We start from the raw sequence: 23,780 nt of genomic DNA, 5'->3' as shown, positions 1-23,780 counted from the left end.
TTGTGTTGCCGGGAGATTTTATGAAAAACATCAAGATTGGCTTGTTCGTAGGGATAGTGTTGGCCACGTCGGTTGCTCGCGCAACGCCACTGGATACCACGACAGACCTGAAGTCTATTGCATGGGAATATGTGTCCATTGAGTCTGTAGCACCCTATGCCCCATTGAAAACTTTGAGCCCAGAAAAGAGCGCCACTCAACCCGGATTCCCTGCGGGTTTCTGTAACGGCACCTCTGCAAATGGAATCAGTTGCCGCACGGGAGCGAGAAAAGCTGTCGGACATACACGCATAGGGGTGAATTTGCACTATTGAAGTGGCCAGCATGAGCCGGATACTTGGTTTGCGCAGCACGGGATCGTGTTGGCCACGTTGGTTCCAGGCGCAACGCCCGTCGATACAAAGGCAATTCTGGAAGATGTGAGGAGACCCAGTTGGACAGCTATACGCTGGAGGGTTTCAGCGGTAATGCGCAGGTACGCATGAGCTGGTAGGCTCACGCTTCCCTAGCGCGGGTAACCGCCCGGGCAACGATGGCGCCCACCACCGCCCCCACTATCGGTGCCGCCCAGAATAGCCACAACTGCATCAGGTATTCCCCGCCGGCAAACAATGCTGGCCCGGTGCTGCGCGCCGGGTTGACCGAGGTGTTGGTGACGGGGATGGCCACCAGGTGAATCAGCGTCAGGGTCAGGCCAATGGCAATCGGCGCAAACCCGACAGCCGAACCCGGGCCGGTGACACGCATGATGATGAACACAAAAAAGAACGTCCCCACCGCCTCGACCACCAACGCGGCCAGCAGGCTGTAATGCCCGGGGCTCAATTGGCCATAGCCGTTGGCGGCGAAAGCGCCCACTTCAAACCCCGGACGACCACTGGCGATCAGCGCCAACACGGCGGCGGCGACAATCGCACCGGCGACTTGGGCAATGATGTACGGCACCACGTCAACGCCCGGCATCCGGCGCCCCACCCATAGGCCGATGGTCACCGCCGGGTTGAAGTGTGCACCAGAAATACTGCCCACCGCGTAGGCCATCGTCAGCACCGTCAAGCCAAAGGCCAGGGCGACACCGGCGAAGCCGATCCCGAGTTCCGGAAACGCCGCGGCCAGTATCGCGCTGCCGCACCCGCAGAAGGTCAACCAGAACGTCCCTAGAAACTCTGCTGCGATTTTCTTTTGCAAACCAACTCCACCCAATGCCAACGCCATCCGATTGATGGGCCTGGCGGCGACGGTAGCAAAAGCGATTAACTTGGCTGTATCAGACTTGTCCGATAAACCGGTGAGCCTTTTTCTATGGCAGCGTTGCAACGACTGCATCGTCGGTGCCCGTGCTGTCTTCAGCACCGCCTGCCACATAAGTGCCGTTCGGGGATATCGCCGTCAGACCGCTTTCCTGACCGCCGCCGAACTGTGGAATGGCCACGGTTCCCGTCGCAGAAGTCCAGGTGGCGGCCTGGTGATGCTCGCCGGCATTTTCGCTGGTCAGTGCCACGACGTCGTTATCACTCAAATCCACGAAGCCTATATGTGTGCCGCCTGCCAACGGCGGGATCAACTGAGTGCTGCCCGACGAAGGCGTCCAGAAGGCCAACAGATGATGGCCATTGCTGTCCTGGTACGACACAACGGCATGCCCGTTATTGTTCAACCGCAAACCGGTGATTCGAGGTGCCCCCGATACACCGCTGATGCTGCTCAACTGAACCGGCGTGGCGCTTGGATTCGGCCAGTAGACGGCTTGGGGCACATCCGGCGCCGAGAAGTGGCAAGTGCCCAGCAACTGCACTGCATTGTTTACGCTGCTTACGCTGCAGCCCGTGCTACCGGCCGGTGTGGTCAAGGGCGTCGTGACCAGGGTGCCCAGTAGCCCGGTTTTCTGCACGACTTTGGCGACGGTGTTGCCAGACGCAGGATTCGGGCAGTCGAGCGCAACGGTGGGCACACCGTTTATAGGCGTGTTGTTGATGTCGGCGGGAAAGCAGTTGTCGTGCAGGGCGGACACTTGAAGCGGGGCTGTACTCCCGGAAAACCACAGCACTGCCGTTGCGTCACCGGTACCGCTTAAGCTCGCCCCGGCCAATACATCGCTCTGGTTGAAGGCACTAATGACAGTGCGCGCCTCAGGCAGTAATCCAGTGCCCAATACCGAGACGGCTTGCAACGCCACTGGCGCAGCGCCCGGCGTAGCGCTGTTCCAGATGACGGCGGTGGCTCGGTTGTCTTCCATTTTGCATGAGCCCGCTATTTGTCCGTTATTGTCTATAGCCACGGCGGTGCAGCCTTGGCCACTGAACAATGGCGGTAGCGGAACTTCAGTACCAGCCGTGGACGCGACCCACGCCACGGATGGCCCCGAAGTAGTGCCCGGGGTGCAGGTACCCACCACAACGCCCGAGTTGTTGACCGCCAAGGAAACACATTGCTTCCCGGCAGCCGTGCCTTCACCGACGAATGTTGCTGCGCTGACAGCGCCCGTATAGGCAGTTGCACCCGCCATCGCGAGAACCAGCGTGCGGTTGATCAAATTGTTCATGGCTATTCTTTCCTTGGAGGCCAGTTTGATGGCCGGCGAGTGAGACGTTTCAAGCGCCGGGGCAACCTAGTTATGGCACAGTTCCCAGGACAGACAACTGTCAGAGTTGACAGGTTGTGAGGTGATAAAAAAAGGCGTAATAGATGCTTCCCTCACGCAGCCCACGCCCCCATGAAGATGAAGCTTTTGTCAGTAAAGCCTCACTTAATCGATGGTTAATCCCCCGGGAAGACAGTTGATTCGACCGCACTCGCACGGCTCCAGCCGTTGCCCAGGGCGGCCGCGGCTCATCACGTTGTTGAGCCTGCGAACGACTTGCGGAGAAACACCATGAAACTGCGTACGTTAATGCTCGGTGCTGCACTGGCCCTGACGGCTGTAGCGGGGATGGCGCAGGCTGACACCGCACCCGTCGTCACGCCTTATCACTACGGCGAGAAGATGGATGTGCAGAAGGTGCTTGCCATGCATGAAACCGATACCAATGAATGCAAGGTGATCAAGGCCGATATCAAGTTCGTGGACAGTCAAGGGAAAGTCCAGGACGTGGGCTATCACAAACTGTCGGAAGCCTGTGATTTCCAGAATTGAACCGATCGTTTTTTTTGTAGGAGCGAGCTTGCTCGCGAAAGACCCCAGCGAAACGCGGGCATCCTGAATGTAAGCGATGGCCTTGCGTTCTTCGCGAGCAAGCGCGCTCCTACAGGGGTATCCTTGAGCGCTCGTTACGGCTGAAAGGATTCGCCATGCAAGTGCACTTCCGTCCCCTCGCTACCTTCACTGCCCTGCTGTGCTTTGCCCTCGCGCTGATCTGGGGTTTGCGCCCGGACCTGCTCCTGTGGGTGTGGAGTGTTGAATACTCCAGCGCCACCGGCCTGGTCGCCCGACGCAACGCCGCGCTGTTCCTGGCCATTGGCATCATGTTTTACCGCGCCCGCCATTCCCCACCTGATGCGACACGGCATGCCATGACCTCCGGCTTTGCGATCGGCTGTTTTGTGCTGGCGATGTTGGGGATCAGCGAATGGATCAGCGGCCATGCGGGCCCGGGGATTTTGCTGGCGGTGATCACGGAAACGGCGTTGGGCCTGGCATTTATCCAGGCCCGCAAGTCTTCACTGACTGAAGCTCAACCGTCCGTTTAATAGAAAGGACGCGCGCCGGCTCGTTTGAGGGCCGGGGCCTGGGTGTGGGTATGCTTGAGGTCTTCACGCAACTCGGTAATCAAGTTGCAGATCGCCCGACTGCTGTCGAGCTTGTTGGCGCAAATGCCGGTGACCACCAGGTCGACCCGGTCATGATCGATCTCGTGATAGACCTTGACCGTCAGCGAGGCGTCCGACGCCTTGGTGACTTCACAGCGCTTGGGCAGAAAACTTCCTTCAATGATGCCGCGTAGTTCCAGATCCGAAAGCATGGCCGACCTCTCCTTTTATGAGATTGCCAATCGATTGTTATCAATATTCTTATTGCTGGCGACCGTGATGAGACGTTCACCTTTTTGCGCCTTGCCAGCCCTGGCAGACGGCTTCACGTACCCAGCCTACTAGGCCGTTCAGAGTTGCGTTGGATCCTTTCCTCATAAGCGACAACGTTACTTATATAAGTTACGTGGCAGACCGCCATTAACCCGTTCGTTTGGGGGATCAGCAGCGGTATTTGTTGCTCATTCAGAGTTGTAACAGGATCTTATGAAGCATTAAACATGCCGTCGGGCATGGACTGCCAAGGCCCAGGAAAATCGGCATATTCGAACGAAATACTGGCCACCGACTCATGCATCCTGCAATAAGCACCGGTTGGCGTCATGCAAATTGAAAGACTGTAAAAACAAGCGCCTTCCCGAAACTATTTCCAGCGGAAATAAACACCCTCCAAACGGGTGGCTGCGACTAACATTAAATTTTCATTAGATTAAACGTTTAATCTGCTTGAGCCGCCACTCGTTCGGCAACATGTCGCAAACTATCAAAGTTAATATTGGCCCCCGAGTTGATCGCCACCCATGTTTGTCCCTGGATCCCGGTCTTCGCGACATGCTTGCGGATACCCGCCACCGCCAGCGCCCCCGAAGGTTCGGTAATTGATCGCGTATCGTCGTAGATCAGCTTGATGGCGCTGCACAGTTCGTCATTGCTGACGGTGATCACCTCATCCACGTGGTGTCGGCAGATTTCAAAACCATGGGCGCCTATCTGGGCCACGGCAGTCCCGTCGGCGAAGCTGTCGACACTTGGCAGCACCACCCGGCTCCCCGCGCGCAAGGCTGCCAGCAGGCAACTGGAGCCTTCGGGCTCGACGCCGACGATGCGCACTTCGGGGCGCAGGTATTTGACGTAGGCCGCGATACCGGCGATCAATCCGCCGCCGCCCACGGGGACAAAGATCGCGTCCAGCGGGCCCTGCTGTTGGCGCAGCACTTCCATGCCCACGGTGCCCTGCCCGGCAATCACGTCCGGGTCGTCGAATGGCGAGACAAAGGTGCTGCCGGTGGCCTCGGCCAGTTGCAACGCGTGGGCCAGGGCAAACGGAAAGCTGGCCCCATGCAACACCGCCTCGCCGCCTCGGGAGCGCACGCCCAACACTTTCAACTCCGGGGTGCTGCACGGCATGACAATCGTCGCCTTGATCCCCAACTCCCGCGCCGCCAATGCCACGCCCTGGGCATGATTACCCGCAGAAGCAGTGATCACGCCCCGCGCCTTTTGCTCGGCACTGAGCTGCATCAGTTTGTTGTAGGCGCCACGAATCTTGAAGGAAAAGGTCGGTTGCAGGTCTTCGCGCTTGAGCAGGATCTGATTGCCCAGCAATGCCGACAGCGCCGGCGCCACCTGCAACGGCGTACGCACCGCCAGGTCGTAGACCGGGGCGGCCAGGATCTTCTTCACATAGTGCTCAAGCAATCCCGAATCCTGGGGCTGGCTCGCGGGGCGGGTACTCATGGATGTCTCCTGGGTGTTTGCAGGGCCCTGGAGACGGAAAAACAAAACCCGCCTCTAGGGCGGGTTTGGGTACAGCCGAGCGCTATCCCGCCAAATGAGGAATGGCGGTAATAATGCTTGGCTGGCAACGAAAGGTTTGAAATGTCATGAATCAAAATTAACCGGCGCCACCGGGCAAGTCAATGGCGAAACGCCAGGCTTTACGTAGAGCATACGAAACGTATACGCTTTGTATATCAACTCTGCACAGTGAAGCTCATGGGCATCGTCAAGATCACCGACCAATTGCACGAACAACTCCGTCTGGCCAGCGCCACCATGGACCGTTCCATCAACGCCCAGGCCGAGTTCTGGATCAAGATCGGCCTGCTCGCCGAACTCAATCCACACCTGGCCTATAACGACCTGATCAACAAACTGTTGCTGGACAAGCCCGACCTGATCCGGGGGCGCAGCGAATGATCAAGACCACCGAACAACTTGCCGTGATGCGCGAATCCGGCCGCCTGTTGGCCCAGGTGTTTACCATGCTCGATGGTTTTGTCGCCGCCGGCCAGTCGACCCTGGAGATCGACAGCGCGGTGGAAGCCTTCATCCGCAATGACCTGCAATCGCGACCGGCGAGCCTGGGCCAGTACGACTACCCCTTCTGCATCAATACCTCGATCAACGAGGTGGTGTGCCATGGCATGCCCAGCGCCAAGGCCGTGCTCAAGGACGGCGACATCGTCAACATCGACATCACCCTGGAGAAAGGCGGCTATATCGCCGACTCCAGCAAGATGTACATGATCGGCAATGTCTCGCCCAAGGCCCGGCGCCTGGTGGAAATGACCTTTGAAGCGATGTGGGCCGGCATCCGCCAGGTCAAGCCCGGCGCACGCCTGGGGGATATCGGCTACGCCATCCAGAACCATGCCCAGAGCAACGGCTACAGCGTGGTGCGTGAATATTGCGGGCATGGCATTGGCCGCGAGATGCACGAGGACCCGCAGATCCTGCACTTCGGCCGCCCCGGTACCGGGCTCGAACTGCGTGAAGGCATGGTGTTTACCATTGAGCCGATGCTCAACCAGGGCAGCGCCAAGGTGCGCAGCTTGAAGGATGGCTGGACGGTGGTGACGCGGGACAACAGCTTGTCGGCGCAGTGGGAACATACCGTGGCGGTGACGCGGGATGGGTTTGAGGTGTTGACGTTGCAGCCGGACGTCTGAATGGCGCACATCCCCTGTGGGAGCGGGCTTGCTCGCGAAAGCGGTGTGACAGTCGCCATCTACAGTGACTGATCCACCGCTTTCGCGAGCAAGCCCGCTCCCACATTTAGACCTCAGTGATATTCAGGATTTTAGTCATACTGCCTTGTCACCACTCCCCGCAATCCGCTTCAACCCCAGCACCATCAACCCCGCCCCGAGTCCCATCGCGGCCATGAACAACGGGTACGAAATCCACCACGGCGTGCCCGCCGTCATCATGCTGAATTCCGACATCCCGCCCACGCTGGCGATCAGGTTCAACGGCAGGAACACCACGTTGATCAGCGTCAGCTTGCGCAGCAGGTTGTTCATGCTGTTGTTCATCAGGTTGCCCCGGGCGTCGATCAGCCCGGAGAACACGTTGGAGTAAATCTCCGCCTGCTTGTAGCACTGGTTGTTCTCGATAATCAGGTCATCGATCAGGCCCAGTGTTTCAGCGCTGAAATGTTCCTTTTCCCCATGGTTGCGCAGGCGCGTCAGCACCGCGCCGTTGCTGTGCAGGGCGTTGATGTAATAGATCAGGCTTTCGCTGAGGTTGAACATCTGCATCAGGTGGCGATTGCTCATCGATGCATTGAACTGCTGCTGCAGTTCCCGGGCGACCATCTTGATCACCTTGAGGTGGCCCAGGTAGTGATGGATGTTGTTGAGCAGCAAGTCCAGCAACACATCCAGCGGCGTGCGCAATGGCCGGCGCGCCCCCAGCCCGGAAAGCTGGCTGTCGTCGGTGGCGATCACCAGGAGTTGGTCCCCGGAAAACAACAGGCCGCAGGACGACACTTCAAACACCAGGTTGCCGCCGCCGGAATAGTTCTCCGGGCGCTTCCAGATCAGGAACAGGTTATCGGGGTGGAACTCGATGCGCGACACTTCGTCCGGGTCCAGCGCCGAAGCCAGGGCGTGTTCATCGAGCTTGTAGCAGTCGCGCAGGTACTTGCGCTCGTGGGGGTCAGGATTGCTGAACAGCAAGACATCCCCGCCGTCCCCCAGGCTGTTGTACAACTTGCCATCGGTTAATTCAAAGCGCTGGATCATCGCGCGTCACCACACCTGGCCTTGACGCTTCAACTCCAGGCGTCGCACGAACTCTTCCAGGACCAGGGAATACAAGTCGTCTTGCAGGTAGGCATCTTCGATGCCGGCGTCCATGTTGGGGTTGTCGTTGACCTCGATCACCACCACCTTGTCGCCGGATTGCTTGAGGTCGACGCCGTACAGGCCGTCGCCGATCAGGTTGGCGGTTTTTACCGCCAGTTCCACCACCGCCTTGGGGGCTTCGTGAACCGCCAGGGTGCGGCACTCGCCGTTGATGTCCTGGCCGATGGCCTTGTGGTTGTAGATCTGCCAATGCCCCTTGGACATGAAGTACTGGCAGGCAAAGATCGGTTTGCGGTTGAGGACGCCGATGCGCCAGTCGTACTCGGTGTAGAAAAATTCCTGGGCCAGCAGCAACACGGAATGCTCGAACAGTTCGGCGGTGGCGGTCAGCAGCGCTTGCTGGCTTTCGACCTTGATCACGCCGCGGGAGAAACACCCGTCGGGGATCTTCAGCACCAGCGGGAAGCCGAGGCGCTCACCCACCCTTTCGAAATCTTCGGGTCGCTCCTTGTAGAGAATTTCGGTGGCGGGCATGCCCAGTTGATGGCTTTTCAGCAGGTCCGTGAGGTAGACCTTGTTGGTACAGCGCAGGATCGAGGCCGGGTCGTCCATCACCACCAGCCCTTCGCTTTCGGCCTTTTTCGCGAAGCGATAGGTGTGGTTGTCGACACTGGTGGTCTCGCGGATCAGCAGGGCGTCGTATTCGGCCAGGCGGGCGTAGTCCTTTCGTTCGATCAGTTCCACGTCGATGCCGAGCCCCTTGCCGACCCGGACGAAATTTTCCAGGGCGCGGGCGTTGGACGGCGGCAGTTGTTCCTGCGGGTCGTGCAGGATCGCCAGGTCATAGCGGGCCAGACGGCGGGAGCGCGGTTGACGCCAGATCTTGCGGCTGAAGTTGTCCAGGGCATTCGCGAATTGGTCTTCCTGGTCATCACGCAACTTGTGCAATACGCCAGACTTGATGCCTTCGATGTGCCAGCCGTTATTCTTGCGAAACTCAACTAACAGGATCGGGCAGGGAAACGCTTCAAACAATTGGCGGGCCAGATCCTGCAAGGGTTCAATATTGGTCCGGCCAAAGTAAAGTGTCAGGGTAAAGCCTTCAGTGTTGCTGTAGAGATGATGACTCAAGGCTTTATCGAGGGTTTTATCGAGGTCATCCAGGGCCAGGCCGTACAGGGACTTTTTCGTCAGTTCGCTGATGGTGCGCACCGACGGAATCACCTTGTGCCCCCGCGCCTCGGCCAGCAGCGAGCAGTAATAGCCGTGCCCCAGGTACTTGTAGCTGCGGCACAGGTTGATCACCTGCACGCGCTTGCCCGTCTCGTTTTCCCGGGTTTGCTCAAGGTATTCCTGGGCGGTGACGATGTCTTCGCTGGGGAAGTACGAGGCCCAGTCTTCCTTGCGCTCGACAATGATCACGACTTGACTTGCACTCTTGGGAGGGCTGGAAAAATAACCGTTGGAAGTTATTGTCGCCGCCACTGTTTGCTCGGATACTTCACGCCAATGACCTTGTACCGCTGACATATTGATTGATCCGCTTTAGAGAACTAGACCTTTTCTATTAAGCACGATCTTTTAGAGAAGTCCCGTTTCGTTACGCAACTTTTACGGCGGTCACATGGCTCTTTCCTTTCGCGTTGCAACACCCGATGACGTGCCTGCATTGGTGGCATTGGAACAGCACTGTTTCACCACGGACCGGCTCTCCACCCGCAGCTTCCAGTGGATGGTCAGTCGCGCCCACGGGCAACTGCTGGTGGCAGAAAAACACGGCGAATTGCTGGGCTACGCCCTGGTGTTGTTCCATCGTGGCACCTCGCTGGCGCGCCTGTACTCCATCGCCATCGCCGAGTCTTCCCGGGGCCTGGGCCTGGGCAAACAACTGCTGACGCGCATCGAAGCCTGTGCGGTGGAGCATGACTGCGCCTACCTGCGCCTGGAAGTGCGTACCGACAACCCCGGCGCCATCGCCCTGTATGAGCGCAACGGCTACCGGCGCTTTGCCCTGGTCAACGACTACTACGAAGACCACGCCCCTGCCCTGCGCCTGGAGAAACGCATCCTCCAGCACCAGGACGCGCGCGCCTTGAGCGTGCCCTATTACCAGCAAACCACCGACTTCACCTGCGGCGCCGCCAGCCTGCTGATGGCCATGGGTGCCCTGGAACCTGCGCGGGTGGCCCAGCGCCGGGAGGAACTGCAGATCTGGCGCGAGGCAACCACCGTGTTCATGACCGCCGGACATGGCGGCTGCAGCCCCCAGGGTTTGGCGCTGGCCGCCTGGCGCCGGGGCTTTCGGGTGCGCATGCAGGTCAATGTCAGCGGGCCGTTGTTTCTCGACGGGGTGCGTGATCAGCATAAAAAAGACGTCATGCGTTTGGTGCATGACGCCTTCGAGGAAGAGTTGGCCTTGAGCGACGTTGAGCAAGTGCTCGGCGGCCCGCTGGATTTACCCCAGGTGCTGCGCGAAGGCGGCCAGCCGCTGGTGTTGATCAGCAGCTACCGCCTGACCCGCTCCAAGTCGCCCCACTGGGTAATCGTCACCGACTGCGACGAAGACTTCGTGTACCTGCACGACCCGGACGTGGATCACAGCCAGCACCGCCAGCCCATGGACTGCCAGCATCTGCCGGTCAGCCATGGGGAGTTCGAGCGAATGTGCCGGTTCGGCAATAACAAATTGCGGGCAGCGGTGGTGGTGTTCAGGCGACTTGCTTGATCCCGGCCTTGGCTTCCAGTTCGCGCACCAGCGGTAATACACGCTTGCCGAAGTATTCCACTTCTTCCTGAAAGTGCAGGAAGCCGGCCAGTACCAGGTCCACGCCGACCGCCTTCAAGGCGACGATGCGCTCGGCAATCTGCTGCGGGGTGCCGATCAGGTTGGTCTTGAAGCCGTCGTTGTATTGCACCAGATCCTCGAAGGTCGACTTGGCCCAGTTGCCCTCACCTTCCGGTGACGCCTTGCCCGCCTGTTTCGCCGCATCGCCAAACGCGTTGACGGCTTCCGGGTCGGCCTGTTCGATGATTTGCGCGAGCACGGCGCGGGCTTCTTCCTCGGTGTCGCGAGCGATCACAAACGCATTCACACCGACTTTCACCGAATGGTTATTGGCCGCCGCCTTGGCGCGAATGTCATCGACCTGGGCCTTGATGCCTTCCGGGGTATTGCCGTTGGTGAAGTACCAGTCCGACACCCGTGCCGCCATGTCCCGCGCGGCCCGCGAACTGCCACCCTGGAAGATTTCCGGGTGGGGCTCGCCCAGTGGCTTGGGCTTGAGGCTGTAGTTGTCGAAGCGGTAGAAATCACCCCGGAAGGTGAAGTTGTCCTGGGTCCAGATGCCTTTCAGGGCGCGAATGAATTCCTCGGAACGGCGATAACGCTCGTCATGCTCCAGCCAGTGTTCGCCGATGGCCTGGAACTCGCCCTTGAACCAGCCGCTGACGATATTGACGGCAACGCGGCCGTTAGTGAGTTGGTCGATGGTTGCCAGTTGCTTGGCCGCCAGCGCAGGTTGCCAGGGGCCCGGCAGGATTGCCGCGATCACCTTGAGCTTAGTGGTGGCCGCCAGCAACGCGTGGCTGAACGCGACCGACTCATGCTGGTATTCGGCGCCATAACCGGCGGTGAAACGAATCTGTGTCAGGGCGTATTCAAAGCCGGCTTCTTCAGCCAACTGCGCCAGCTTGCGGTTGTAGTCGATGCCCCAGTGGGTGCGCTGTTCGATCTTGCTGACCACCAGCCCCCCGCTGACGTTGGGCACCCAGTAGGCAAATTTGACGGCTTGCTGACTCATTGGACTGTACCTCGCGGATTGGCATGTACGAGGTGTGGAGCAGCAACTGTGCCAGTGGGCGTGAGAGGCCCGCACTACCGGCCTTCGAGCGCGGAAACAGGCGAAAAGCAGCCTGTTCCGAGCTGTCATGGATTGCAGCGGTTTGTCGTTTTGCTGTTGCAGGAACAACAGTTGAATCGGCACCCGTCCCGTAAATACGTGCCTTCGCGCCCGGCATGGACCGTGCAATAGCTCACCTATCTCACTGCCCAGGAACCGTCCCCATGACCGAACATCACGTGATCAATCCACTGTCCACCGGCGTCGATTATCACGCCCTGGCCGAACGCTTCCGGCCGATTTTCCAGCGCATCGCCGAGGGTGCCGTAGAGCGCGAACAAACCCGCGCCCTGCCCTACGAGCCGATCCAATGGCTCAAGCAAGCCGGCTTTGGCGCCGTGCGCGTCCCGGTGGAATACGGCGGTGGCGGCGCCTCCCTGCCCCAGCTATTCGAACTGCTGATCGAACTGGCCGAAGCCGACTCCAACGTGCCCCAGGCCCTGCGCGGGCACTTCGCGTTTGCCGAAGACCGCCTGAATGCCGCACCCGGCGCGGCGCGAGACCTCTGGTTCAAACGCTTTGTCGACGGTGACATCGTGGGCTGCGCCTGGACCGAAATCGGCAGCGTGGCCATCGGCGATGTCGTCACTAAAGTCAGCCCCGACGGCGACAAATGGAAACTCAACGGTGAAAAGTTCTACAGCACCGGCAGCCTGTTTTCCGACTGGATCGACGTCTACGCCCAACGCAGCGACACCGGCGGCGATGTGATTGCCGCCACCCGCACCCGCCAGCCCGGCGTGGCGCAAAGCGATGACTGGGACGGCTTTGGCCAACGTACCACCGGCAGCGGCACCTCGCGTTTTACCGATGCGGTGGTGGAGGCGGAAAACGTCATCGACTTTGCCACGCGCTTCAAATATCAGACTGCGTTCTATCAGTTGGTGCTGCTCGCCACCCTCGCCGGCATCGGCCGCGCGGCCCTCAAGGATGTGGCGCATCAGGTGCGCAGCCGCAAACGAATCTACAGCCATGGCAATGCCGCCCATGTGAGCCAGGACTCGCAGATTCAGCAGGTGGTGGGTGAAGTTGCAGCGCTGGTATATGCGGCCGAAGCCAGCGCATTGAAAGCCGCAGTTCCAGCGCAGCGGGCTTATGTGGCGCGGTTCGGTGGGGACGATGCCGTGGAGCGCGAAGCCAATGTGGCCGCCGAAATCGAATCAGCCACGGCGCAGGTGGTAGTCTCGGAACTGATCCAGCGCGCCACCACTGAACTGTTCAACGCACTGGGGGCTTCGGATGTGCGCCAGGGCAAAGCTCTCGACCGGCACTGGCGCAACGCCCGCACCGTGTCGTCCCACAACCCGGTGATCTACAAGGCGCGGATTGTCGGCGACTGGGTGATCAACCGCACCGAGCCGCCGTTTGTGTGGCAGATCGGCAATGGGCCGGCGCGTTAAAACGCCAGCTTGAAGCCGATCATCACCAGCATGAACGCCAGGCAAGGACGCAATATCCCGTCCGGGACCTTGCCGGCCATGTGGCTGCCGACATAAATCCCCGGCAGCGAGCCCAGCAACAGGAAGCCCAGCAGGGTCCAGTCCATGTTGCCCATGCTGGCGTGGCCGAGGCCGGCGACCAGGGTCAGCGGCACGGCGTGGGCGATTTCGGTACCCACCAGGCGCTTGGTGGCCAGGAACGGGTACAGGATAAACAGCGCCACCGTGCCCAGGGCACCGGCGCCGATGGAGGTCAGGGCCACCATGGTGCCGAGGACAGCGCCGGTGATGATGGTCAGCGCATTGAGGTTGCGCGGCGCCATCTTGTAGTCGTCGCCGGCATGCCGCTGGGCAAAGGCCAACAGCTTGTTCTTGAACAGGATCGCCGTGGCCGTCAGCAGCAAGACCACGCCCAGAGACTGCTTGATCACCGCGTTCAAGGCGGCGGGGTCGGTGTCCAGGCTCTTGAGAAACCACAAGGTCAGCAACACGGCGGGCACGCTGCCCAGGGTCAGCCAGCCGGTGATGGTCCAGTCGATGTTGCGATTCTTGCTGTGGACCAGCACCCCGCCGGACTTGGTGATGGCGGCGTACAACAGGTCGGTGCCCACGGCGGTGGCCGGGTTGATGCCGAACCAGAGCAGGATCGGCGTCATCAACGAGCCCCCGCCTACACCGGTCATTCCCACGATAAATCCAACAATCAGGCCAGCAATCGAGAAACCAAAATTACCTACATCCATTACCACTACCTGCGGCCTTATAAAATTCTGGCCGCAGCATAGCGATTTTTCTTATAACTACTTATATCAAAACGATCTGACTTTATGCCTTTCTGGTCAGCCGCTGGCTGCGGTAAGCCTGGGTCTGGTACGGAAACGCAACCGTCTCACGGCCGCGCAAGGCCGGATGCGTGTTGATCAGCGACTGCAACTGCTCAGTCACCTGCGCCTTTTCTGCCGGTGGCAATGCGGCGATAAAGCTCACGGAAAGGAAGCGGTCCATGATCACTTCCTGGGGGCTGCCGACATGGCTGTAGGGGAAGCAGGTCATTTCGGGGGCGGAAAAATACTCGCCGGTAAAGGCCTCGCGCCAACGTCCGGTATGAAAGCGCGGTGTGTCGCCCTCGTAGGGCGTGATGATTTCGGTGATGGCCGCGACCCAGTCCACCGACTCATCCCGCACATTCCAGATCAACCCAAGGCGACCGTCCGGCTTGAGCACCCGGTGAATTTCCGCCAGGGCCGCTTCCGTGGAAAACCAATGGAACGCCTGGGCACACACCAGGGCATCAGCGGTGGCCGCCTCCAGGGGGATGGCTTCAGCGGTGCCCGACAGCAGGCGCACCTGGGGCAGCAGTTTGTGCAACTGCGCGCCCATTGCCTCCACCGGCTCCACTGCGATCAACGTCGGCGCCACGGTGCTGAGCAAGCGGGTGAACTTGCCGGTGCCGGCGCCCAGGTCGATGACCGTGGAGTGGGGATTGATCTGCAGGGCGTCGGTGAGCCAACCCGTGAGTTGCCGTGGATAGTCCGGCCGGCCTTGGGCGTACGTGACGGCCTGAGTAGAGAAACCCTGTTGAGCAGACTTGTGAACACCGGTCATCGTCAATCTCTCCTCTGGTAGTGCGGGGGCCCACAGTGTGCGCCCTTGAAGATTTATTTTCTAATCGCTGCATCCGTTTGCGCGTGCCGTGGGTAGTACAGGTAGCAGCGCCTTGCTGCCCTTATGGAGAGACACCGATGAACGCCAAAGCCCTGTTCTGCGTGACCTGCCTGTTCGCCGCTGCACCGACTGCCTTTGCCCAGACCGGTTTACCCGACAGCATCAAGGTGCCGGACGGCCACAAGGTGACCATGGAAACCACCGGAGTCGGCGAAATCACCTACGAATGCCGGGACAAGGCCAATGCTGCCGGCCAGACCGAATGGTTTTTCGTCGGGCCCAAGGCGGTGCTCAATGACCGCAGCGGCCAGCAGGTCGGTAGCTACTTCGGCCCGCCGGCCACCTGGCAGGCCAAGGACGGTTCGAAAGTCACCGGCACCCAGTTGGCCGTGGCGCCGTCCAGCCCTGGCAACCTGCCTTATCAACTGGTCAAAGCCAACCCCGCCGAAGGCAAGGGCGCGATGAGTGGCGTCGCGTATATCCAGCGGGTGGCCCTCAAGGGCGGCGTGGCGCCAGGCACGGAATGCACGGCGGCCAACAAGGGCAAGCAGGAAGTGGTCAAATACCAGGCCGACTACATCTTCTGGGCGGCCAACTGACCAGATTCGTCTACGCTGCTGCCAAAGCGCCCCGGGCTCACCGCCGGGGCCTCCACCTGGAAACCTGTCTTTGCCTGAAGCCGATTTTGACTATCAAGCCTGCCTGCTGGCCTGCGCCCGTGGCGAACAACCGGCCTTGCGCCGGCTGTATCAACAGGAAAGCAGCCGGCTGCTGGGGGTCGCGTTGCGCATCGTGCGTGACAAGGCGGTGGCCGAAGATATCGTGCATGACGCCTTCATCAAGATCTGGAACGGCGCGGCCAGTTTTGACCCGCACAGAGGCTCGGCCCGCGGCTGGGTATACAGCGTGACCCGGCACCTGGCGCTAAATGCCGTGCGCAGCAATGGACGCGAGGTGCCCCTCAGCGAAGAGCATGAAAGCGCAGAGCGCGCTGACACCTTCGACTATCAGGCGCACTCGGCGCGGATCTACAGCTGCCTCGAACAACTCGACCCGGCCCGCCGCAACTGCATCCTGCATGCGTATGTAGACGGTTATTCCCACAGCGAAATCGCGCACAAACTCGGCACCCCGCTGGGTACCGTGAAAGCGTGGATCAAACGCAGCCTCGCGGCATTGCGTGAGTGCATGGCATGAACAGCATCGACGAACTGGCCAGCGAATATGTGCTGGGCACCTTGCCCACCGAGCAACGCACCGAGGTGGAACAGCGCCTGGCCACCGATGCCGACTTGCGTGCGGCAGTGGACGCTTGGGAACAGCGCCTGCTGCCACTGACTGAACAGGCCGCCCCGGCAACGCCTTCGGTGTATTTATGGCGACGCATCGAGCGCAGCCTGGGGCATTCAGCCACCCGGGACTCGCCGGTCTCATGGTGGAACAGGCTGGCGTTGTGGCGCGGACTGGCCGGCGCCGGCATCGCGGCGAGCCTGGTATTGGCGACACTGCTGTTGACCCGTACGGCCGCCATCAACCCGACCGCGTATGTGGTGGTGCTGGTAGCCCCGCAAAACCAGGCCCCGGGCTGGGTAATCCAGGCGAGCAATACCCAGGAAATCCAGCTGATTCCCCTGGGCATCATGGAAGTACCGGCAGACAAGACGCTGCAGTTCTGGACCAAGGGCGAAGACTGGCAAGGCCCGGTGTCGCTGGGATTGGTCAAGCCTGGGCAGACCTTGTCTGTGCCCCTGGACAAACTCCCGCCACTGGCGCCGAACCAGCTGTTTGAGCTGACCCTGGAAAATCCCGGCGGGTCGAAAACCGGCAAGCCGACAGGTCCGATTCAGGCAATTGGCCGGGCCGTTAAAGTAATCTGAACGTAATGCAATGTTGTGGAAGGCCAGTTCGCGCATGTGCATTACATCTCGGGGCTATGGCGTCACCATTGCGCTATAGAATCGGGCTCGGAAACCCGGCTCCCTGGACCCTTCATGCCCTCAAAAACCCGTTCGCTGCTGATTCTCGCACTTGTCGTCATCTTCACCGGCATCGGCGCCGGCCTGGGCGGCATGCTCCTCGCCTTGCTGCTGCACGGCATCCAGCATCTGGCCTACGGCTACAGCCTCGACAGCCTGATCAGCCATGAAACCTTTTTGCTCGGCGTCACCGCCGCCGCGCCCGAACGCCGGGTGCTGGTGCTGATCACCTGTGGCCTGGTGGCCGGTGTGGGCTGGTGGTTGATCTACCGCTATGGCCGGCCACTGGTGAGCATCAAGCAAGCGGTCTCCGCCCAGGCACCGATCATGCCGCCCAAGACCACCCTCGCCCACGCCGTGCTGCAAATCATCACTGTGGCCCTCGGCTCGCCATTGGGCCGTGAAGTGGCGCCACGGGAAGTCGGCGCGCTGGCCGCCACCTGGTTGTCACAGCGGGCGCGACTGGCGCCGGACATGCACCGGCTGATCGTCGCCTGCGGTGCGGGCGCCGGGCTGGCGGCGGTGTACAACGTGCCGTTGGGCGGCGCGGTGTTTGTGCTCGAAGTGTTGGTGGGTGTGTTCAGTTGGCCGGCGGCAGTGATTGCGTTGGCCACCTCGGCCATCGGCGCGTCGGTGGCCTGGATTGGCTTGGGCAAAGAGGCGCAATACGTGGTGCCGCACTTTGTGCTCAGCCCTGGCTTGATCGCCTGGGCGCTGGCCTGCGGGCCGGTGTTTGGCCTGGCCGCCTACGGATTCAACCGGCTGACCGGCGCGGCCCGCAGCAACGCCGCCCGTGGCTGGCGGTTGCCGGTACTGTCGTTGATCAACTTCACGATCATCGGGGGCCTGGCGATTTTTTTGCCGCAGATCCTCGGCAACGGCAAGGGCCCGGCGCAACTGGGCTTTGACAATGAGCTGACCATCGGCCTTGCCGCGGTGCTGCTGGTGGTCAAGGTACTGATCACTGCGAGCAGCCTGCGCGCCGGTGCCGAAGGCGGTTTGCTGACCCCAGCGCTGGCCAACGGCGCCCTGCTCGCCATCATCCTCGGCGGCGCCTGGAGCCTGCTGTGGCCCGGCGTGCCGCTGGGGGCTTTCGCGATCATCGGTGCGGCGGCGTTCCTGGCATCGAGCATGAGCATGCCGTTGACGGCAATCGTGCTGGTGGCGGAATTCACCCGCATCGACCATGACTTCCTGGTGCCGATCATTCTCGCGGTGGCAGGTTCGATGTGCATGAGCAAGCTGTGCGTCCTGTGGGAAAAGCGTTGAAGAAGCTGGATTAAAACCCCGACACGCGCCATCCTCCGCGCTTTAAGCCGCCCCATCAGCGGCGTTCCACGCACAAAGGATATGCCCATGCACGACCAACCCCTCGCACCCGCCGATTTCGAGTTCATCGACGACACCCTGCTCAAGTACGGCGACGACCATTCGGTGCTGAACCTGGCCGAGCTCGACGGTTACTTCACCGCCCTGGTTTCAAGCCCCGCACAGGTGGAGGTTGCCGAATGGTTCCCCGGTATCTTTGGTGGGCAGAACCCGGATTGGGAAAGCCCGGAAGAAGCTGGCCAGTTCCTTGAACTGTGCGTGCGCCATATGAACGCCATTGCCACGCAACTGGCGACCGACGCCCAGGGTTTCAAGGCACGTTTCGAGGAAACCGAGCATCAGGACCAGCCACTGACCCTGGCGGAAGAATGGTGCTTTGGTTATATCCGTGGCGCCGCTATCGGCAACTGGCCAGAGCTGCCTGCCGAACAGGCCGGGCAACTGGAGAAGATTTCCTGGTGCGCCGAGCAGGACAACTTTGAACTGCCGGCAGACCTGGATGTAAATGCCCATCAGCAACGGGTAGCCGCTATCGAACCGGCCGCCCGTGCGTTGCACGACTACTGGTTGGCCCAGCGCTGAACGCAACACCTGTGGCGAGGGAGCTTGCTCCCGCTGGGGTGCGAAGCGCCCCCGATTTTTAGGGCTGCTTCGCAGCCCAGCGGGAGCAAGCTCCCTCGCCACATTTATGTTGTTCCTCCAGGTTCAGTTGCCGCTAGTTGAAATCGACGTCAAACGCCTGATAGAACGCATTGCCGGTGTTGGCCACGATCCACATCAACACCAGCACATGCCGGCCCTTCTTGCCCTTGGGCAATGTCACTTGATGTTCAACCTTGGCCTTCAGTTCAGCCGAGTGCTGGTAGTACGGCACCTGGGTGTAGAAGTCCTCGAAGAACGGCTTGGGCTCCAGTTGAGCACGGCTGATGCGTTGCTTGGGGTCCCAACCGTCCCGGGTGATCAACCAGCGATAGCCACGGGTCACGTGCGCGGCGGTGTAATCCCACTGCACCTTGAACACCTGGCCGGCTTCAACATTCAACAACGGCCAGTTAAACGGAGTGTTGAGCTTTTTAGCCATTTCTTCGTCGGTGAAGTTGACGCAGTCGCGGGCATCGGTCTTGCCGCCGCTGAGGATGTGCCCGTCGGCGGGCGGCGTGACGCTTTGATCGTCGGTTTCATAAGGCGCCGGAAACGGCCCGGCGTTGAGGGCCGGGAAGTTCTTGCCGCCTTCCATTTCGTTGACTTGCCAGTTTTCCAGCAGGCCACGCTCTACCGCCACCGAGCCACGGCTGGCGGGCGTCACGACGCGACCATGCCTGAGTTGAGTCTGGGGTTTGTTCATTTCAGTCACTCCTTGATTGAAGACTTCCCCTCATGGGAAGCGCCTTGAACTTAGCCCACCTCGCCGGGTTGTCTACCCGACGTTTCTGTCAGACAAATCGCGTCAAGTCCTTGTTTTGCAGAGTTTTCGCACTGGTCTTGCACCAGAGTTATCGTCGGTCCTACCCTGCGACAGGCGATCGGACTACAGCCGCCGTCCATGAACGCCTGGCCTCAGGTGTTGAGGATCATCTCAAATCCGCCATAGATCATCCGTTGCCCATCAAACGGCATCGGATTGACGTCTGCCTTCAGGCGCGGGTCTTCCATCACCTTGCTCATCCCGGCGTCACGCACCTGCCGCGACGGCCAGACGATCCAGGAAAACACCACGGTTTCATCCTCCTTGAGCTTGACCGCCATGGGAAACGAGGTCACCTGCCCCTGGGGCACGTCATCGCCCCAGCACTCGATGATATTCAGCGCGCCATGGTCCTTGAACACCACGGCGGCGGCCTTGGCATGCTGGATGAATTGTTCGCGGTTTGCGGTGGGCACCGCGATGACACAGCCATCTACGTAAGACATGATCACTCTCCTGATTCGACGGGTTGTTGTGCCTGTAGTCGATCCATCAGGCGCTCAATCGACATCAACGTGGGAAATGTCGACCAGTGGTGTGTTATCGATTGCGATGCCGGGCCGATTCTTGATATGACAGGCGCCTTCAACAACAAAGCCCACTCAAAGGACTGACCCGCCATGACCGCCCACGCTACCGCCTTCCACGCCCTGCACCATGCTCAACTGTTTATCCTGCCCAACGTCGCCGATGCCGGCGGCGCGCGCCTGGTGGCGCAACTGGGCAGCCAGGCCGTCGCCACCAGCAGCGCGGCCGTTGCCTGGACCCACGGCTACAAGGACGGCAATCAGCTGCCGCTGCCGCTGCTGGTCAGCACCGTGCAATCCATCGCCCGGGTGATTGACGTGCCGCTGAGCGTGGACATCGAGGCCGGTTATTCCGACGACCCGGAGCACGTGGGCCGGGTGATCAAGGCCGTAATCGACGCGGGCGCCATCGGCGTCAATATCGAGGACGGTGCCGGCACCCCTGAACTGCTGGCCCGCAAGATCGAAGTCGCCCGTCGTGTGGCGGACAGCTGTGGCGTGAAGCTGTTTATCAATGCCCGCAGCGACGTGTATTTGAAAGGATTGGCCCCGGAGCCACAGCGCCTTGAAGAACTCCTCAAGCGCGCCGCGTTGTACCAGGGCGCAGGCGCCGACGGGCTGTTTGCCGCCGGCATCCACCTGGAGCACGAAATCCAGCAGCTCTGCCAGGCGACCAACTTGCCGGTCAACGTGCTGGCCTGGGCCGGCCTGCCCGCGCCCGAGACGCTGCAAGCCTTGGGCGTACGCCGCCTCACGGCCGGCTCGAGCATCGCCGAATTCCTGTATGGCGCCATGCACAGCCTGGCCGAAGGTTTCCTGCGAACCGGGAAGCTCGATACCCATGAGCTGAAGTCGTTCACCTACGGCGACTTGAATGGCCGCATGCCGGGTTAAGACGTCCCACGTACCAACGGCATATTGGCGACAATAAATTCGATAAACACCCGCAGCTTGGGCGGCACCTGCCGCCCCGACGGCCACAGCAGGTTGAACTGGCCACCCTCCCAGGTGTAATCCCCAAGCACCTCCACCAGATGCCCGGCCGCCAGCGCCTCGCGCACCACGAAGTCGGCCGCATAAGTCAGGCCTTGGCCTTGCACCGCCAGCTCCATGCGCCCTTCCACCGAATTGCAGATCATCGAGCGCGGCAGCTCAAGCTCCAGCGCTCGCTCGTCGCGGCGCATCTGCCAGGCCTGGAGTTTGCCGGAGGCGGGAAAGCGGAAATGGATGCAGCGATGTGCGTGCAGGTCTTCCGGGCAACGCGGCGTTCCGTTCCGCGCCAGATAATCCGGGGAGCCAACGACCATCATTCGATAAGTGCCCAGCGGACGCGCCGACAGCCCGGAATCCTTCGGCGCACCGCTGCGGATCACTGCATCGAAACCTTCGGCGATCACGTCAGCCAGACGGTCGTTGAAATCCAGGTCCAGCTGGATCTGCGGGTACAACGCCTGGAACTCGCCGAGCATCGCCAGGAACGGCCGGGCAATCATCGGCAGGCCAACCCGCAGCGGTCCCTGTGGCGCGGCAAGGGTTTGCGACAGCTCTTCACCCGCCACTTCCAGCTCCGCCAACACCCGCCGGCAGCGCTCGACAAACTGCGTGCCCTGGGCCGTGAGGGTGATGCTGCGGGTGCTGCGATGGAACAGCCGCACACCAAACTTTGCCTCCAGCCGGGCAATGCTTTTGCTCACCGCCGACGCCGAAATGCCCAGCGCCCTGCCCGCGCCGACAAAGCTGCGGGCTTCAGCCGCCGCAACAAATACGCCGATGGCATTCAGGCTTTCCATACGCTCACCCATTAAGGACTCTGGAGTCCATTCTAAACAGAACTAAAGCCTGTTTTTCCGCTAATTGTTCACGCCTATGGTGGTGGCTTGTTCCCCAGCCACAGGCTTTTTCCCATGAAGATTTTACTTACCGGTGCCAATGGTTTCGTCGGCGGCAGCGTTGCCCATCACTTGATCGCCCAAGGGCACAGCGTGCGCGGCTTGCTGCGGGACCCGCAGAAAGCCGAACGCCTGCAAGCCCAGGGCATCACTCCAGTGATTGGCAGCCTGGATGATCGCCAATTACTGATCGACGAAGCTCGCCAAGCCGATGCGGTGATTGATGCCGCCAACAGCGACCACGCCGGCGCCGTCGACGCGTTTATCGAGGCGCTGCAGGGCTCCGGCAAACTGCTGATCCACACCAGCGGCTCCAGCATCATCGGCGATGATGCGTTGGGTAATACGCTGTCAGAACACATCTTCGACGAAGACACGCCGTTCATCATCGAGGCCCCCAAGCAAGCCCGCTACGACATTGACCTGCGCATGATGGCTGCCGCCGACCTGGGCATTCGCAGCGTGGTGATCTGCCCGAGCAATATCTATGGCGTGGGCCATGGCCTGACCAATCACAGCTTCCAGCTGCCGTTCCTGATGGCCCGCGCCCGGGAAACCGGGGTGATGCGTATCGTCGGGGCCGGTGTCAATCGCTGGTCCAACGTGCACATTGACGACGTCGCGAAACTGTTCCTGCTAGCCGTGGAAAAGGCCCCGGCCGGCGCGTTCTACTTTCTGGAAAACGGTGAAGCGTCATTCATCGACATGGCCGCCGCACTGGCCAAGCGCATGAACCTGGGCGCGGTGCAGTCATGGCCGGCCGACGAAGCCGAACGACACTGGGACCCGATGCATGTGCACTACACCTTCGGCACCAATAGCCGGGTCAAGGCCAAGCGTGCTCGCGCCGAGCTGGGTTGGGCGCCGCGGCACGCTTCGATCCTCGACTGGATCGGCAGCGAGATGCCGCTATGAGCCGAGTCTGGATGATTACCGGCAGCGCTGGCGGCCTGGGTGCCGGCATCGCCCGCGCGGCGCTGGACCACGGCGACCAGGTGGTGGCGACTGACCTTGACTTGGCCCGCCTGGATCAAACCTACGGCGGCGACCAGGTGATGACCGCCGCGCTGGACATCCGCGATGAGCAACAGGCCCAAACGGTGGTGACCGCAGCAGTGGCGCGATTCGGACGCATCGATGTGCTGGTCAATAACGCCGGCTACGGACAGTTCGGGCCATTCGAGGAAGTCGAGCCCGAGGCCATCGAGCGTCAGTTCGCGACCAATGTGTTCGGCACCTTCAACATCACCCGCGCAGTGCTGCCGGTGATGCGCCGCCAGCGCAGCGGGCACCTTGTGATGATGTCGTCCAATGGCGGCTTCAAGGGCGTGCGTGGGGCCTCGATGTATTCGGCGTCGAAGTTTGCGATTGAAGGGTTTTCCGAAGCCCTGGCCGAGGAAGTCGCCGAGTTCGGCATCCGCCTGACGCTGTTGGAGCCCGGGGCGTTTCGTACTGACTTTCTCGACAGCCGCACGCTCAAGCTCGGCACCCGGGCACTTGAGGATTACGCCGAATTTCGCGCCCGCACGCTGGCCGTCTTCGAGGCTCGTAATCACCGGCAAATCGGCGACCCGTACCGACTCGGCCTGGCGGTTGTGCAATTGGCGGCTCTGGCAGCACCGCCGTTGCGCTTCGTCGCTGGCAGCGATGCGCTGAGTGTCGTCGAAGCCAAGCTGGACCAGGTTCGCGCCGATCTTGAACGCTGGCGCTCGCTGTCCACCTCCACCGATTTTCCTCAATAAAGGCCTCTGTC

26 protein-coding genes are annotated in these 23,780 nt (G+C 60.9%); 14 read left to right on the top strand and 12 right to left on the bottom strand.

Annotated elements, in window-relative coordinates:
- Window positions 1–495: 495 nt before the first annotated feature.
- Together aqpZ and HX869_RS07255 are read right to left on the bottom strand one after the other, a co-directional pair.
- A complete protein-coding gene (aqpZ, locus tag HX869_RS07260) occupies window positions 496–1,188 on the bottom strand; it encodes an aquaporin Z (protein ID WP_008436121.1) in 693 nt (230 codons plus the stop codon).
- A gap of 112 nt (window positions 1,189–1,300) precedes the next feature.
- On the bottom strand, window positions 1,301–2,542 hold the full coding sequence (locus HX869_RS07255; RefSeq protein ID WP_178902928.1) for a hypothetical protein: 1,242 nt from the start codon (window positions 2,540–2,542) through the stop codon (window positions 1,301–1,303).
- A gap of 330 nt (window positions 2,543–2,872) precedes the next feature.
- Between HX869_RS07255 and HX869_RS07250 the strand changes: the two genes are divergently transcribed.
- Window positions 2,873–3,133: a DUF2790 domain-containing protein gene (locus HX869_RS07250; protein WP_178902927.1), complete on the top strand. Its 261-nt coding sequence runs from the start codon at window positions 2,873–2,875 to the stop codon at window positions 3,131–3,133.
- 155 nt (window positions 3,134–3,288) lie between these two features.
- Window positions 3,289–3,687 carry a hypothetical protein gene (locus tag HX869_RS07245; RefSeq protein WP_102606111.1) on the top strand — a complete coding sequence of 133 codons (399 nt, stop codon included), beginning with the start codon at window positions 3,289–3,291 and terminating at the stop codon, window positions 3,685–3,687.
- Here the strand turns inward: HX869_RS07245 and HX869_RS07240 are convergent.
- Entirely contained in the window at window positions 3,684–3,959 is a 276-nt protein-coding gene (locus HX869_RS07240; RefSeq protein WP_003215295.1) for a DUF1652 domain-containing protein, read from the bottom strand. The two genes, HX869_RS07245 and HX869_RS07240, sit on opposite strands and share 4 nt — an antisense overlap.
- A 505-nt stretch (window positions 3,960–4,464) precedes the next feature.
- Window positions 4,465–5,484, bottom strand: a complete 1,020-nt coding sequence (gene ilvA / locus HX869_RS07235) for a threonine ammonia-lyase, biosynthetic (protein WP_177035604.1) — start codon at window positions 5,482–5,484, stop codon at window positions 4,465–4,467.
- Window positions 5,485–5,742: 258 nt separating this feature from the next.
- Between ilvA and HX869_RS07230 the strand changes: the two genes are divergently transcribed.
- Together HX869_RS07230 and map are read left to right on the top strand one after the other, a co-directional pair.
- On the top strand, window positions 5,743–5,946 hold the full coding sequence (locus tag HX869_RS07230; RefSeq protein WP_003215288.1) for a ParD-like family protein: 204 nt from the start codon (window positions 5,743–5,745) through the stop codon (window positions 5,944–5,946).
- The gene (gene map, locus HX869_RS07225; RefSeq protein WP_177042233.1) at window positions 5,943–6,698 is read left to right on the top strand and encodes a type I methionyl aminopeptidase; all 756 of its coding nucleotides are present in this window, start codon (window positions 5,943–5,945) and stop codon (window positions 6,696–6,698) included. Before HX869_RS07230 ends, map begins: the two co-directional genes overlap by 4 nt.
- Before the next feature lie 135 nt (window positions 6,699–6,833).
- Here the strand turns inward: map and HX869_RS07220 are convergent, their stop codons facing one another.
- Window positions 6,834–7,775 (bottom strand): magnesium transporter CorA family protein, encoded by a 942-nt coding sequence (locus HX869_RS07220; protein WP_008430799.1) that lies wholly within the window; start codon window positions 7,773–7,775, stop codon window positions 6,834–6,836.
- 6 nt (window positions 7,776–7,781) lie between these two features.
- Window positions 7,782–9,368, bottom strand: a complete 1,587-nt coding sequence (locus HX869_RS07215; protein ID WP_003215278.1) for a RimK family protein — start codon at window positions 9,366–9,368, stop codon at window positions 7,782–7,784.
- A gap of 94 nt (window positions 9,369–9,462) precedes the next feature.
- Between HX869_RS07215 and HX869_RS07210 the strand changes: the two genes are divergently transcribed.
- Entirely contained in the window at window positions 9,463–10,563 is a 1,101-nt protein-coding gene (locus HX869_RS07210; protein WP_003215276.1) for a GNAT family N-acetyltransferase/peptidase C39 family protein, read from the top strand.
- On the opposite strand, the gene sfnG is transcribed toward HX869_RS07210, so the two are convergent.
- The gene (sfnG, locus tag HX869_RS07205; RefSeq protein WP_087692696.1) at window positions 10,547–11,638 is read right to left on the bottom strand and encodes a dimethylsulfone monooxygenase SfnG; all 1,092 of its coding nucleotides are present in this window, start codon (window positions 11,636–11,638) and stop codon (window positions 10,547–10,549) included. The genes HX869_RS07210 and sfnG overlap by 17 nt on opposite strands.
- 263 nt (window positions 11,639–11,901) lie before the next feature.
- Between sfnG and HX869_RS07200 the strand changes: the two genes are divergently transcribed.
- Window positions 11,902–13,137 carry an acyl-CoA dehydrogenase family protein gene (locus HX869_RS07200; protein WP_178902926.1) on the top strand — a complete coding sequence of 412 codons (1,236 nt, stop codon included), beginning with the start codon at window positions 11,902–11,904 and terminating at the stop codon, window positions 13,135–13,137.
- Here HX869_RS07200 and HX869_RS07195 read toward each other — a convergent pair.
- A complete protein-coding gene (locus tag HX869_RS07195) occupies window positions 13,134–13,919 on the bottom strand; it encodes a sulfite exporter TauE/SafE family protein (RefSeq protein WP_008430805.1) in 786 nt (261 codons plus the stop codon). The two genes, HX869_RS07200 and HX869_RS07195, sit on opposite strands and share 4 nt — an antisense overlap.
- Window positions 13,920–14,001: 82 nt before the next feature.
- Window positions 14,002–14,781 carry a class I SAM-dependent methyltransferase gene (locus HX869_RS07190; protein ID WP_087692698.1) on the bottom strand — a complete coding sequence of 260 codons (780 nt, stop codon included), beginning with the start codon at window positions 14,779–14,781 and terminating at the stop codon, window positions 14,002–14,004.
- A 137-nt stretch (window positions 14,782–14,918) separates the two neighbouring features.
- Between HX869_RS07190 and HX869_RS07185 the strand changes: the two genes are divergently transcribed.
- The 5 genes from HX869_RS07185 (at window position 14,919) to HX869_RS07165 (ending at window position 18,728) form a co-directional block, all read left to right on the top strand.
- Window positions 14,919–15,440, top strand: a complete 522-nt coding sequence (locus tag HX869_RS07185; RefSeq protein WP_003215266.1) for a DUF3455 domain-containing protein — start codon at window positions 14,919–14,921, stop codon at window positions 15,438–15,440.
- Window positions 15,441–15,510: 70 nt separating this feature from the next.
- Window positions 15,511–16,038 (top strand): sigma-70 family RNA polymerase sigma factor, encoded by a 528-nt coding sequence (locus tag HX869_RS07180; protein ID WP_087692699.1) that lies wholly within the window; start codon window positions 15,511–15,513, stop codon window positions 16,036–16,038.
- Entirely contained in the window at window positions 16,035–16,718 is a 684-nt protein-coding gene (locus HX869_RS07175) for an anti-sigma factor domain-containing protein (protein WP_003215263.1), read from the top strand. The genes HX869_RS07180 and HX869_RS07175 overlap by 4 nt, the downstream gene beginning before the upstream one ends.
- 114 nt (window positions 16,719–16,832) lie before the next feature.
- Window positions 16,833–18,086, top strand: coding sequence for a chloride channel protein (locus HX869_RS07170; protein ID WP_178902925.1), 1,254 nt, complete (start codon window positions 16,833–16,835; stop codon window positions 18,084–18,086).
- 87 nt (window positions 18,087–18,173) lie between these two features.
- Entirely contained in the window at window positions 18,174–18,728 is a 555-nt protein-coding gene (locus HX869_RS07165; RefSeq protein ID WP_008430812.1) for a UPF0149 family protein, read from the top strand.
- Between the two features lie 133 nt (window positions 18,729–18,861).
- Here HX869_RS07165 and HX869_RS07160 read toward each other — a convergent pair whose 3' ends face one another.
- Window positions 18,862–19,491: a lytic polysaccharide monooxygenase auxiliary activity family 9 protein gene (locus HX869_RS07160; RefSeq protein WP_134326714.1), complete on the bottom strand. Its 630-nt coding sequence runs from the start codon at window positions 19,489–19,491 to the stop codon at window positions 18,862–18,864.
- A gap of 212 nt (window positions 19,492–19,703) precedes the next feature.
- A complete protein-coding gene (locus HX869_RS07155) occupies window positions 19,704–20,057 on the bottom strand; it encodes a DUF1428 domain-containing protein (protein ID WP_003215254.1) in 354 nt (117 codons plus the stop codon).
- Window positions 20,058–20,231: 174 nt separating this feature from the next.
- Here HX869_RS07155 and HX869_RS07150 point away from each other — a divergent pair, with 174 nt between their 5' ends.
- Window positions 20,232–21,032, top strand: coding sequence for an isocitrate lyase/phosphoenolpyruvate mutase family protein (locus HX869_RS07150; RefSeq protein WP_008430819.1), 801 nt, complete (start codon window positions 20,232–20,234; stop codon window positions 21,030–21,032).
- On the opposite strand, the gene HX869_RS07145 is transcribed toward HX869_RS07150, so the two are convergent.
- Window positions 21,029–21,928: a LysR family transcriptional regulator gene (locus HX869_RS07145; RefSeq protein ID WP_102605878.1), complete on the bottom strand. Its 900-nt coding sequence runs from the start codon at window positions 21,926–21,928 to the stop codon at window positions 21,029–21,031. The genes HX869_RS07150 and HX869_RS07145 overlap by 4 nt on opposite strands.
- A 114-nt stretch (window positions 21,929–22,042) precedes the next feature.
- Between HX869_RS07145 and HX869_RS07140 the strand changes: the two genes are divergently transcribed.
- Together HX869_RS07140 and HX869_RS07135 are read left to right on the top strand one after the other, a co-directional pair.
- A complete protein-coding gene (locus HX869_RS07140; protein ID WP_178902924.1) occupies window positions 22,043–22,942 on the top strand; it encodes an NAD-dependent epimerase/dehydratase family protein in 900 nt (299 codons plus the stop codon).
- On the top strand, window positions 22,939–23,769 hold the full coding sequence (locus HX869_RS07135) for an SDR family NAD(P)-dependent oxidoreductase (protein WP_178902923.1): 831 nt from the start codon (window positions 22,939–22,941) through the stop codon (window positions 23,767–23,769). The genes HX869_RS07140 and HX869_RS07135 overlap by 4 nt, the downstream gene beginning before the upstream one ends.
- The last annotated feature ends 11 nt before the right edge of the window (window positions 23,770–23,780 follow it).

The organism is Pseudomonas sp. P7779, assembly GCF_013386315.1.
Taxonomy (GTDB): Bacteria; Pseudomonadota; Gammaproteobacteria; order Pseudomonadales; family Pseudomonadaceae; genus Aquipseudomonas.
The sequence above is the reverse complement of the archived record's forward strand: the minus strand, read 5'-3'. Positions and strand labels throughout refer to the sequence as shown.